The organism is Niallia laureatilytica (assembly GCF_046613985.1).
GTDB lineage: Bacteria > Bacillota > Bacilli > Bacillales > Cytobacillaceae > Niallia.
Genome location: NZ_JBKKHP010000002.1, coordinates 584553 through 596861, shown reverse-complemented (window position 1 = coordinate 596861; position 12309 = coordinate 584553). Strand labels below are relative to the sequence as shown.

Below are 12309 nucleotides of genomic sequence, written 5' to 3'. Positions count from 1 at the left end.
GACTCCATTTTTTAAGAGCAAAAAAAGTTGCACTATTAATATAACGGTTTTCGAAATATTAATCTACTGCTTTTATAAGATTTTTAGCAATTTTTTGAAATCAAAATGATTCAAAGTTTTTTTACTGCATAATAAAAAGCATAGATTAAAATCTATGCTTTTTAAATTTGCTTAATCACCCTTCTTAATCGGCTCATCAAGCACTCTATTCACACGTTTCTCCAGCATTTTCATACCGCTTCCGCCAGCCTGGAAATGTCTCAATTCACCGGTCAGATCAAATACATAATAGGAAGGGACATACTCATTTTCGAAGGCATCAGCAAGTTTATGCTCATTATCTATAAAAATTGGCTGTGTTATGCCATATTCTTCAGCTGTTGCTTTGATTGTATCCATATTTAAATCCTGCTCTACCCTTGGTATGTGCACGGCGATAAAATGAAGCTTTTCACTGTATTCGTCCCTAAACGCATTGAATTGGGACATTATTTCTTTACATAAGTAGCAGCTTACAGACCAAAAATGAATCAAAGTTGGTTTGTCACCAATCAAATCGGCTTTTGATTGTTCTTTGTTCAGCCATGCTGTGGCACCTGTTAATTCAGGCATCTGCTCTCGTAGTTTCATTTTGATTTCTCCCCCAATTGGTTCTCCATTAAGTATATATTCTCTTATTCTTTAACCAGATCATAGAGTAGCTTGGCCAGGCTTCCAATTAGCCGGGCAAAGTCCGCCTGTTTGCAGTGCTTGGAGTACGCGCAATGTTTCAGTAACATCTCGGCCGATATTATTATGATTCACAACTGAATACATCAATTCCCCTTCAGGGCTGATGATGAATAAACCGCGCAGAGCAATCCCTTCCTCTTCAATCAGAACGCCGTATTCTCTTGATACTACATGATTCGTATCTGCTGCCAGCGGGAAGTTTACGTCCTCTAGCCCATTTTCTTTACGATCTGTTTTAATCCACGCTAAATGAGTATGTATTGTATCTGTAGAAACACCAATTACTTCTGCATCAAGATCTTCAAACTCGTCATAACGGGCAGAAAGTGCAGTGATTTCAGTGGGACATACAAAGGTAAAGTCCATTGGATAAAAAAACAGTACTGTCCATTTGTCATTTTTCATATTTTCTTCGAGACTAACTTTTCCAAATTCTCTATTTGCTAATACTGCTTCCATTTCAAATTTTGGTGCTTGCTTGCCTACCATACGTTCCGGCATTATTAATTACCTCCAAAAAAACTGATTTAATTGAGAATACTTAGTAACGAGACGAACAGAATAATCTTATTATTCTAATTATAAACACTATATTTTCACCAGTCAAATACACGTAATATTAAATATAAATTAATAATAATTATTAATAATATTTTTACAAAAATCGGTTAAAATACTTAGGAATAATTAGTCAGCCAAAAAGTTTACAATTTATTTTTTAGGGAATACATTAAAAAAGTTTTTAATAGCAGCAATACATATAAAGGAAGTGCAGTATGAATACAATTACAGATATGCAAGATTATTTTATAAACTTCAATTGGGCAAATCTCCTTGTCAGCACAGGATTAATTTTACTTAAGCTGCTGCTGATATTCTGTCTCTATTTTATCATCAAAAAAATCTGCTTATTATTTATATCCAAGCTTTTTGATTCTTATATGAAGAAGCATTCCATCTCAACAGGGAGAGCTTCAACATTAGAAAGTTTAACCAAGAATATTTTGTCCTATATCCTTATTTTTATTTTGGCAGTCACTGTTCTTCAAACATTCGGGATTGATGCTACTGCTATCCTTGCTGGTGCTGGTATTGTTGGTCTTGCCGTCGGCTTTGGTGCCCAAGGACTTGTCAGTGATATTGTCACAGGTTTTTTTCTTTTATTAGAAAAACAGCTCGATGTCGGTGATTCTATTACTACAAGCACCTTCTCAGGCACTGTGGAACAAGTCGGACTAAGAACAACACAGCTCCGTTCTCCAGATGGCACCCTTCATTTCATACCTAACAGGGAAATTAAAATTTTAAGTAACCACTCTAGGGGAGATATGCAGGCACTTGTTGACGTTATTATTTCTAATGACAATGACATCCCGGCTTGTTTGGAAATACTCCAGGATGTTTGTGATACTATCCGTAAGGAAAGTGATGTAATCACAGATGGTCCGAATGTTATTGGTATTCAATCGTTTGCTGGGACAAGCTTGACTATCCGCATTATTGCCAAAACACTTAATAATGAGCAATGGGGTGTCGAAAGAATACTGCGGCAAAGAGTTCAGGAAACATTGGAGGAAAAAGGAGTTAAATTGCCATCACCGGCAAGTTTAGCTTTAGAAAACGGCAATAAGTAAATAAACTAAAAATCCTCAAAGACTGAAATGCACACTTTAGTCTTTGAGGATTTTTTTTGCTCAGTTGTTATTGCCTTTAAACTGTAAGTAGGAAGTAATCATAGTAATAGCAGTTTGCAATGCATCTTCGTCTGGGTTCAGTTTGCTGTGATGAAGACCATATGGAGAATGGACACCAAGCCAAAACATAAAACCAGGGATTTCCTTCAGCATATAACCGAAGTCTTCACCTGTCATTGCTTCTTTGCATTCAATCAGCTCAATCGTTGTGTTTTGTCTAATAAAGTCCATAAATTCTTTCGTGACTGCTTCTTCATTATAAACTTGATAATATCCGCTTCCAAAATCGATTGTACATTCACATTCATACCCTGCTTCAATTCCTTTAACGAGCGCTTTAACTCTATCCTTAACCTTGGTCATGGATTCAGCAGAAAGCGTCCGCATCGTCCCTTCTAATCGCGCTGACTCTGCGATAACATTCTGAACTGTGCCTCCAGTAATCTTACCGATTGTGACGACAGCACTGTCTAGAGGATCGATATTTCTTGCTACAATTGATTGCAGCTGTGTTACTAAGGAACAAGCCGCTACAACCATATCATTCGTCTGATGCGGATAGGCAGCATGCCCTCCTTTACCTTTCAGATCGATGAAAAGCTCTGAAGTATTGGCAAACAAGAGACCAGGTTTCACTGCAATGGTGCCGACAGGATACTCTGGTGCCACATGCAGGGCCATGATCATATCAGGCATCCATTCCTGCATGATGTCACTTTTCAGCATTGGTTCAGCACCGCCGGGCCCTTCCTCTGCCGGTTGGAAAATAAACAGCATATCATCATCAATTGGAGTTTCCACTATATTTGTTAATACACCGAGGGCAATTGTCATATGAAAATCATGTCCGCATGCATGCATTGCCTGCTCATGACTAGAGCTGAAGGGAAGGCCTGTCTCTTCGGTAATCGGCAAACCGTCAATGTCCGCACGATAACCGATAAGTCTTGCAGACTTTCTGCCTTTCACCTTTACAAATATCCCGGTTTTCCAAGTCTTTATTTCAATCCGCTCGCTAGGTAATGCATGAATATAATTTAACAGATATGTTTGTGTTTTGAATTCTTGAAACCCAAGTTCAGGGATTTGGTGCAGCTCTCTTCTGATTTGTACATAGTCTGTATTTGCCACCATTTCTCTCCTCCAGCTTAATGTAAATATAGCTCCTGCTTATAAATTGCAGGCTAAAAGGAAAAGCGCGGAATGAAGTTTCCACGCTTTTTTTAACATTATAGTTTACGAAGCTCTTGCATAATTTCTGTTTTAGATTTTGTCTTCTCATCGATTTCTTTGATGATGCGTGCTGGAGCTCCTGCAACCAATGTATTTGCCGGAACGTCTTCAAGAACGATTGCTCCTGCTGCAACGACAGCACCTTTTCCAACTGTAACACCTTCAACTACAACTGCGTTTGCACCGATAAGAACATCGTCTTCAACGATAACCGGCTTAGCAGATGGCGGCTCAATAACACCAGCAAGAACTGCGCCTGCACCTACGTGGCTGTTTTTTCCGACAGTAGCTCGTCCACCAAGAATCGCACCCATATCGATCATTGTACCTTCACCGATGCTTGCGCCGATATTGATTACAGCACCCATCATGATAACAGCATTATCACCGATTTCTACTTGGTCGCGAATAATTGCGCCTGGCTCAATACGAGCTTTAATATTTTTCATGTCCAATAGAGGAATCGCTGAGTTGCGGCGGTCGTTTTCGATTACAAAATCAGTGATGCTGCCTTTGTTAGCTTCAATCACTTCATTGATATCAGACCACTCACCGAATACAACCCCTGCATCTCCGCTGATGAAAGATTGAATCTTTTCGCCAAAGTTAACTTCAGATAAGTTTCCTTTAACATAAACCTTTACAGGTGTAGATTTTGTACTATTTGCAATAAATGAAATAATTTCATTTGCATCCATCATTTTCATTGTTAGTTACCTCCAATATGTATATATAACACTAAGCATTACTTTACCAAACAAAAGCATAGAAGACAAGCAAAAATAACGGTTAGTCTATCTTTCTGCCTGCCTTTTAGCCATTCACTGCGGGTGAATATTTCCTTCTCTTATCGCCCGCTTTTCTCCAGCTACATACTCTTCAATAATTTCAAAAAATGCCTGCACTTGCTTTAATTGAAACGCCGCCTCATAGCCAATCAGCCACGTGCTTCGGAAAATCGGTTGATTTTTTTCATCGAGCAAAGGCACTTGAAAGAGGTTTTGATTCGCCTCTTTAAGAGCGATGGCTGGAAGTATGCTGTAGCCTATTCCGTTAAAGGTCAATTGCTTGCATGTTTCGATTTGATCGACATAAATTGTATTTTTGGGAGGCGCAGGAAACTGTCTGTGCCACCATTCCTGGATTTCCTCATAATAGCTCGAATCGCTTTTAAATTGAATAAACGGCCTGTCAGTATCCATCAGCTGATCCAAACTGGAAATTTGGCTGTCAACCAAATATAGGGGATCGTCAAACAAATGCTTTTTGGCCCCTTTCCAATCAGCACTTCCCCGGATAATGCCAAGATGAATGCTGCCGTCAGTCATCGATTTTAAAATCTCGCTGCTCCAGCCAGTGATCAATGATACTTTAGCTTGGGGATATGTCTTAATAAACTCCTTCAGCACTCCAGGCAGCCAGTTCTGTCCGACAATGCTGGCGGCTGCAATACTTAAAGTTCCATGAACTTCTCCCTTTAACGCATGGATGGACTCTTTTACACTATCTTCCTTGCTTATTGTTTCTATTGCAAACTGCGCAACAAGTTCTCCTGCTGCCGTTAAAGAAAGCCCTTTTTGGGATCGGATAAACAATTTGGCGCCCCATTCTTTCTCAATATTTTGCAGCCGCTGTGAAAGGGCAGGCTGAGACACAAACAGCTTTTCTGCAGCTTTTCTCATATTCATCTCTTGGGCAAGGACCTTTAATAGTTGCAGCTCAGATATTGTTGACATATATTTCCCTTCTTTTTCCTGTTGTTCTTTTTGCCGGGTAAGCAGTATTGCAATTAGATGGAATAAACAGATGTGTTACGTAGGGGGAATAACTTTAAGGAAGCACGTTAAAACGAAGCCATGAAAAAACTCTCTATATTTCCAAAAACGTATTCAGCCTTTTTAACACAGACCTTCTTGTCAAAATGCCATCAAAATAGCCTTCATTATCCTCCAGGCAAATGAAGGGATTATCCGTTAAAAGTTCCATCATATCCTTGAATGATGTATTTGAATTTGCTCTAGGAACAACTGTGTTCATTACTGTTTCCACTTTAATGCTCTCTAACTTTTCGAATTCAATCCGCTCAAGTCCGAGTATGCTGTCCATAATGATGGGCGTACTCAGCAAACCATGGAGCTTGTAGGAGGGATCTAAAACCGGTATGGAAGAATAGCCGCTTTTTGTCAGTACTAAAAGGGCATGTTCTAAATTATTACCAACTTGCACATGGGCAACACGCTCTGAAGGAATCATTAATTCTTTCACCGTAATGTCTAAAAATTCTCCGTTGTGTATGCTGGTCATAGCCGAAAACTCCTCAATAGTTTATTTTCTACTCCACTATCTTACCATAGTTTTCGGCCATTTGCTCATTTAACCCTTGCTCGTTTCGATATTGCGCTGATTAAAACCACAGTTAGGACAAGTGTAGATGACATTCTGATTTGATTGGGCTGTCAGTACATTCTCTAACAACTCCTGTTGCTGACATTCAGGGCATGTTACTGCAATCTGCATGCAAACTCCATCTCCTTTCTTTTAGAGTGACTCTGTTATTAGACTGTTAATTTATTTAAGCAATTATGCAAGGATTAATGACAGAAAAAGGAGCCGTAAGAATACGGCTCCTTTTTAGTGATTATTGAATAAGATCAAAGATTTCGATTGTAATCATATCGATATTGTCAAATTGATATCTTTTTGGCTTTTCTTTATCATTGTATACTTCCAACTCATACGTTTCTGTTTTAGGATGGAATGTAACTTGACATTTTCTTTCGCCGTTTACCTCAAAAAAACGTTGGGAAGGTTCTCCCCCTGTTGATTGTTCTTGTAAATTTTTTAAACGTGTTAATATGCCTTGAAGCTGTGACATGCTCTCTCTCCTTTCAAACAAACCCATATATTACTTATAGGTTTAACTATTAGCATGTTTCTATACACTTTCCCTTTAAATTAAAGCAAGCGTTCTTGCTTTGTGTAAATGCCAATAATAACAGAATAAAATATTGCGGAGTGTTTGTCCAAGTAAAATTGAAGAATGAGCAAATCTTTTTTCTCAGACCCTTAAAATGTGCTATGATTAGGCAATATATTTATTATAGATAGCGAAATTTTCAGATAGATGGAGGCAATTTTTTTTGAAAAAAATAACGATGTATACACAGCCTGATTGCCCGCCTTGTGAATATGCGAAGACGTTTTTACGGGAAAAGGGATTTGAACTGGATTTGAGGGATATTCAGAAAGATGCCAAAGCTAGAAAAGAGCTTGTGCAAAAATATCAATGCTTTTCTACTCCTACTTTTGTAATCGGTGAAACAGTTATTGCCGGTTTTGACCATGACAAGCTGCAAGAGGTTCTTAAATTTTAAAGAAAGCAAGCTGTACCAACAAGGTACAGCTTTTTAATATGCAAACAACTCCCATTATTTATCGTCCATTTTGTGCAAAAGGAAGACTAAAGATGACTTTTAATTGTGCGAAAACTTGTAAGTCTGCAAGTTTGTTCAACCTAGACACTTTTTCCACTTCACTATTTTCATTCTTCGCATTCTTTGACAAATACTTCGTTATTTCTTCATCGGAAATCTGCTTTGATACTTTCCATTGACCATTTATTTTCTCCAGTAGCATTCCTTCATAGTGGTCCTCATAATATAGGGGGCCATCATCTGGTGATTCAAAATATTCGTATACATAAATCTTTTGAGAATCAATATCTATTTCTGTATTTTCTGAAAACTGAAAGTACGGAATATAGTATGGTGCAAAATCACTGCCGTAGATTATATACTTTCCGTTTTCTTTGACTAGATTTGCTTTTAGAAACTTATTAATATAATCGTCAGAAAAATACGGTGTTAACAATGAGTTAACTTCAGAGAGTTCTCTGTGCTTTTCACTTAAATGTACCTGTGCATGAAAGGCTTCCTCTAAAAATAAGAGTACATCCTTTCTTTCAGACAGCTTGTCCTTCTCCATAGCATAGGTAAATTGGGCATTTCCAAAGGCAAGTATTAATAAAAAAATGCAAAGCATCGTTTTCTTCATTGCCGTCTCCCCTTTCTCTTTCTAATGATAACAATAATCTATTCACAGTATTCGATTTTTCGTTCGTTAAATTCTGTAATGCTTTGACAATTTTCTGCGATATTATACATATACCCGAAAAACAACCGAAATAACTAAAGATTGACACCCAAAATAAAAAAGACCCATAGCGGGTCTAATTAATAAGCACTTCCATCTTATCAAGGAAGTTATAGGACAGATCAATAAAAAGAAATTCGTTAGCATCAAGAGGATAGGAGAATGTTCTGACTGTCCCGCCTGTTTCAATATCACTGTACAAGTCCGATAAGATGCCCTTTTTTTCATTTTGCATCTTAATGATATTTTCGAGAAAATATGGGCGCCAGCTCCAGTTTTTATTAACATACTCCCTTTGCAGTACCCAATTGCTGTTATCATAAAAAATATTGGCTGATTTTTGAAATCCATCTTCATTACAGACATACATTCTAAAGGCTACATCTGTCAACTCGTTAGACAAGTTCTTTAACAGTTCTTCATAGCTTGAATATTTACGATATTTCTGCAGCAACTCATGAAGTTTCGTTTGAAATTTATCTGTTAATTGAAGGATTGATGTCAGCTTTTTCTTTTCATAAGAGATAAATTCATGAAACTCTGCCCCTAATTTGGCTTGCCGGATGGTTGGTTCCACAAAATGTTCTTCTGGATGATGCAAATAAAAGCCTTGATAAAATCTGCCGCCGTTTTTCCAAGCAAATTGCAGCTGATGTACCATTTCAATATTCTCAAACAAAAGGTTCGCCCCTATTTTTCGAGCAAGCATTGATAAGGAATAGAGAACATTCTGGTACATATGGGAAGTGGAAGTGGAACGAAGAGCCAAAAGGTCAATTTTCAGGATATCAGGAGCCAGTTCTCCAATTCTGTCAACATAACTGCTTTCGCTTCCCATTTTGTCAATAGCGATTTTAATTCCAAATGTTCGATAGTAGACAAGCAAATGATCGAGATGCTCTGATTGTCCGGTATAATTTCGTTCCGATATCTCCAGTACAATCCGATTTAAATCAAAGCCTTTTTCTTCATAAGACATAAGCATTTGCAAGAAATCCTCGCCGTCATCATACATAAGAAGATCTGCATCACGATTGATAAATAGCAGGAAATTATCATCAAGCTCTATCGCTCTGTCTAATGCTTTTGTTAGCACTACTTTGTCTACTTCATTTTTATACTCTTCTGGAATCGACTCATCTAAAAAAAACGGGCCTAAGCTTTCTGTTCCATTTATTCCAGTATATCTTCCTAATACTTCATATCCAATAACGGTATGTTCGTCAGCACTAAAAATGGCTTGGAAATAAGGGATGACATTATCTAGATCTGTCAAAATATCTAAAGCGTCCATATTTTGATCAGCCTCCCTATAAATAATGACTTATTATACCATAAAAATTTAGACTTTTTCCCTTTAATATAGCCATGAAACGTATTTATTTTGAATATTGAGCATATAAGCAAATCGTTCATTCAACTGGAAAGTGTTGATACTTATAAACAGGAAATAAACACATATCCTAATTACCATAGGAGCCGGCAATCGAAAGTAGGTTGCTAATGCGTATATTTAGACTTTTATCTCTGTTGGTGCTTATCACTTGCTTCCAACAATCACAAATAGGAATGGAATTTGCCTTAAGTCAAAAAACACACGCTGCCTCCACGCAGAAAAGGTCCATCATGCTTAATGTGCCGCTGATCAAGCAAAACCCTGAGCTTAAATATGGGTGTGAAGTCACAAGTCTTGCTATGGTACTGCAATATGCTGGGGTGAAAGTAACGAAAATGGATTTATATAAAAAGGTATCTAAGGATACTGACCCTCTTGTTAAAAAACGAGGGGACATCATAAGCTGGGGTGACCCGGCTGTAGGGTTTGTAGGAGATATGACAGGCAAAACGAGCGGCTACGCTGTGTTTGACCAGCCAATAGAAGATTTAGTAAATAATTATTTGCCTGAAAGGGCCGTTAATTTAACTAACCTTTCTTTTTCCGCTGTTGAAAAGCATGTTTCTGACGGATACCCCGTTGTAGTATGGACTACTGGAGACTACCGACTACCAGACAGATGGGAATCATGGCAGCATAATGGCAGAACAATCAAAACACCGCTTGATTTGCACGCTGTTGTCCTCGTTGGGTATGATGATAAATATGTTTATTTAAACGATCCACTGTCAGGAAGAAAAAAAGTAAAAGTAAGCAAGTCACGATTTATTGAATCTTGGGCAGCATTAAAGCATAGAGCTGTCAGCTATAGATAAAGAATGCCATCCTCGGAAATATCCAAGGATGGCCGTTAAAAACAAGAGAATAGCCAGATTCCCTGCCTATGTTTCCTATAATCCACTATCATTTTATTCACAAACCAGGTAGTTCATTCCTGTTATTAATGCTGATTTTTGTTTGTAAAAAACGTTCAACTTCCTCAGCAGGGAGCGGCTTGGAATAATAAAATCCTTGCGCTTTATGACAGTTAGCTGCCTTTAAAATATCAGCCTGCTCCCGGCTTTCTACTCCTTCTGCAATGACATCCATGCCCAGATTCTCTCCTAAGTGGATAATGGTTGTAATTATAGCCGCATCCTTTACATTCTTTAGCACATCTCTGACAAATGATTGGTCAATTTTTAAAATATCAATCGGAAATTGTTTTAAATAACTGAGTGAGGAGTATCCTGTCCCGAAATCATCAACAGAAATAATAACCCCAAGCTCCTTTAATTTCCGAAGGATAGGAATAGCATCTTTAGAATTATGCATAGCCCCTTCTGTTATTTCAATTTCCAGCAAGTGCGGCGGAATATCATTTTTTATAATGGCTGTTTTGATAATATCAACAAAATTCGGCTGTTCAAACTGTTTTGGTGAAATATTGACGGCAATTCGAATACCATCATTAAATGACTTCAACCATTTGCTGATTTGCTGACAAGCTGTTTCAATCACCCAGTTGCCAATTGGGATGATAAGTCCAGTATCCTCTGCAAGAGGGATGAATTCACCTGGAGAAATAATTCCAAGGACAGGGCTATCCCAGCGCAGCAACGCCTCAACACTTTTAATACTCTGAGTTTTTAAATCAATCTGCGGCTGATAAAAAAGGGTCAGTTCTTTATTTTGCACCGCTTTTCGCAAGTTAGTTTCCAATGTTACGATATTTGTTAAAGCGACATTCATATCAGACCGGTAAAATTGAGAATGAGCTTTTCCTCTTTCCTTCACTCGGAAAAGTGCTTCATCCGCATTTTTGATAAGTGTATCTTCATCCTTCCCATCGTTAGGATACATGCTGATGCCGATACTTGGCGTTATATAATATTCTTGTGAATTTAGATAAAAAGAGCTGGCAAACCTCGACAAAATTGCTTGAGCAAAGGCGCTCGTTTTCTGCCTTGTTGTGTTAGATAGCATAATAATGAACTCATCTCCGCCTTGCCTGTAAACATGGCAATCTTGGTTATTGAATTCTAACAGTCTTTCAGCAACCTTTATCAATATCTGGTCGCCGACAATATGGCCAAATGTGTCATTAATGTATTTAAACCGATCAAGGTCAATTGTCAATAGCGCGATTTCTTGGCCGGTTTTAGTCGCCTTGTTTATTTCAATATTTAAATCTTCCAGAAGAGCGCGTCTGTTATACAGACCTGTCAGTTGATCATGAAAAGCCATATATCTAATTTTCTCGGCAGTCTCTGTTTTCTCAGACATATCTCTTAAAATGATATACATCCCTTTTGCAGTACTACTAATTAGAATGGGGATGATTTTAATATGAACATTAAGTACTTGGCCATTCTTCATTTTCAGCATGCTGTCGAGTGACTGAGATAGGTGAGTCAACCTGCATTTCCTAACTTGATCCTTAAAGGATGTATGGCTTACTTCTTCTATTAAATCAAAGATTGACCTGTTTTTTATTTTGTCTAAAGGATATTCCATTAACTTTTCAGCTGCCGGATTAATCGTTTGGACCAAGCCGTTTAAATCAATCCCTAAAATGGCGTCTAGATTATGATCGACGATGGAACGAATTTCCTGCTCTCTTTCAATCAGTCTCTGCTTTTCTTCCTGCAGTTTTGTCACATCTCTAGTAACAGAAACGATGAATTTAACATCCCTATTTTTATCCAGTATAGGTGTTAAGACAGATTCACCATATCTTTTAATTCCTTCTGGCAACATAACTTCATCAGAGAATACATGGATGTTTTTTTCCGCATACACCTTTTCATATTCTAGCTGCAGGCCACCATATACACCTTGGTGCAGAACATCCTGCAATGATTTCCCGATATAATCAGGTGTGAGCTTCGCGTGAATATAGCCTGCCTTATTGGCAAATACATAGCGAAAAACAGGACCAGGCTCTGCCTTCATGATATATACCAGATCATTAACATGATTAAAAATGATTTCAAATATGATTCTCTCTATTTTCATATTAGGGTCTAGATGCTGTTCGTCCTTAATACTCTCAAAAAATCCGTTCATTTGTATCATCCTTAATTACTTCTTTTATTGCTTTTCGTTCAAAATTAGCCATGC

The 12309-nt window shown here is 37.8% G+C and carries 14 protein-coding genes; 3 read left to right on the top strand and 11 right to left on the bottom strand.

Annotated features, from left to right (window positions below; translation table 11 throughout):
- Positions 1–171: 171 nt before the first annotated feature.
- Together ACLIJJ_RS08040 and ACLIJJ_RS08035 are read right to left on the bottom strand one after the other, a co-directional pair.
- Entirely contained in the window at positions 172–630 is a 459-nt protein-coding gene (locus tag ACLIJJ_RS08040) for a TlpA family protein disulfide reductase (protein WP_233314604.1), read from the bottom strand.
- 60 nt (positions 631–690) lie between these two features.
- Positions 691–1233 carry a peroxiredoxin gene (locus ACLIJJ_RS08035; RefSeq protein WP_411410751.1) on the bottom strand — a complete coding sequence of 181 codons (543 nt, stop codon included), beginning with the start codon at positions 1231–1233 and terminating at the stop codon, positions 691–693.
- Between the two features lie 275 nt (positions 1234–1508).
- Between ACLIJJ_RS08035 and ACLIJJ_RS08030 the strand changes: the two genes are divergently transcribed.
- Entirely contained in the window at positions 1509–2366 is an 858-nt protein-coding gene (locus tag ACLIJJ_RS08030) for a mechanosensitive ion channel family protein (protein WP_251644612.1), read from the top strand.
- A gap of 60 nt (positions 2367–2426) precedes the next feature.
- Here ACLIJJ_RS08030 and ACLIJJ_RS08025 read toward each other — a convergent pair whose 3' ends face one another.
- The 6 genes from ACLIJJ_RS08025 to ACLIJJ_RS08000 form a co-directional block, all read right to left on the bottom strand.
- The gene (locus ACLIJJ_RS08025) at positions 2427–3560 is read right to left on the bottom strand and encodes an N-acetyldiaminopimelate deacetylase (protein ID WP_267913303.1); all 1134 of its coding nucleotides are present in this window, start codon (positions 3558–3560) and stop codon (positions 2427–2429) included.
- Between the two features lie 95 nt (positions 3561–3655).
- Complete coding sequence (gene dapD / locus ACLIJJ_RS08020; RefSeq protein ID WP_233314608.1) at positions 3656–4366, bottom strand: 2,3,4,5-tetrahydropyridine-2,6-dicarboxylate N-acetyltransferase; 711 nt, start codon at positions 4364–4366, stop codon at positions 3656–3658.
- Between the two features lie 114 nt (positions 4367–4480).
- On the bottom strand, positions 4481–5395 hold the full coding sequence (ccpC, locus tag ACLIJJ_RS08015) for a transcriptional regulator CcpC (RefSeq protein WP_233314610.1): 915 nt from the start codon (positions 5393–5395) through the stop codon (positions 4481–4483).
- Positions 5396–5528: 133 nt separating this feature from the next.
- Positions 5529–5963, bottom strand: a complete 435-nt coding sequence (cbpB, locus tag ACLIJJ_RS08010) for a cyclic-di-AMP-binding protein CbpB (protein ID WP_233314611.1) — start codon at positions 5961–5963, stop codon at positions 5529–5531.
- 69 nt (positions 5964–6032) lie between these two features.
- Positions 6033–6176, bottom strand: coding sequence for a hypothetical protein (locus ACLIJJ_RS08005; protein WP_233314612.1), 144 nt, complete (start codon positions 6174–6176; stop codon positions 6033–6035).
- Positions 6177–6297: 121 nt separating this feature from the next.
- The gene (locus ACLIJJ_RS08000) at positions 6298–6534 is read right to left on the bottom strand and encodes a YkuJ family protein (protein ID WP_127734982.1); all 237 of its coding nucleotides are present in this window, start codon (positions 6532–6534) and stop codon (positions 6298–6300) included.
- A 265-nt stretch (positions 6535–6799) separates the two neighbouring features.
- Here ACLIJJ_RS08000 and ACLIJJ_RS07995 point away from each other — a divergent pair, with 265 nt between their 5' ends.
- On the top strand, positions 6800–7033 hold the full coding sequence (locus ACLIJJ_RS07995; RefSeq protein ID WP_233314614.1) for a glutaredoxin family protein: 234 nt from the start codon (positions 6800–6802) through the stop codon (positions 7031–7033).
- 58 nt (positions 7034–7091) lie between these two features.
- On the opposite strand, the gene ACLIJJ_RS07990 is transcribed toward ACLIJJ_RS07995, so the two are convergent.
- Both ACLIJJ_RS07990 and ACLIJJ_RS07985 read right to left on the bottom strand, forming a co-directional pair.
- Positions 7092–7712 carry a DUF3993 domain-containing protein gene (locus ACLIJJ_RS07990; RefSeq protein WP_411410750.1) on the bottom strand — a complete coding sequence of 207 codons (621 nt, stop codon included), beginning with the start codon at positions 7710–7712 and terminating at the stop codon, positions 7092–7094.
- 175 nt (positions 7713–7887) lie between these two features.
- The gene (locus tag ACLIJJ_RS07985; RefSeq protein WP_233314616.1) at positions 7888–9105 is read right to left on the bottom strand and encodes an EAL domain-containing protein; all 1218 of its coding nucleotides are present in this window, start codon (positions 9103–9105) and stop codon (positions 7888–7890) included.
- A 209-nt stretch (positions 9106–9314) separates the two neighbouring features.
- Here ACLIJJ_RS07985 and ACLIJJ_RS07980 point away from each other — a divergent pair, with 209 nt between their 5' ends.
- Positions 9315–10022, top strand: coding sequence for a C39 family peptidase (locus ACLIJJ_RS07980; RefSeq protein WP_233314617.1), 708 nt, complete (start codon positions 9315–9317; stop codon positions 10020–10022).
- A gap of 97 nt (positions 10023–10119) precedes the next feature.
- Here the strand turns inward: ACLIJJ_RS07980 and ACLIJJ_RS07975 are convergent, their stop codons facing one another.
- The gene (locus ACLIJJ_RS07975; protein WP_411410749.1) at positions 10120–12255 is read right to left on the bottom strand and encodes an EAL domain-containing protein; all 2136 of its coding nucleotides are present in this window, start codon (positions 12253–12255) and stop codon (positions 10120–10122) included.
- Between the last annotated feature and the right edge of the window lie 54 nt (positions 12256–12309).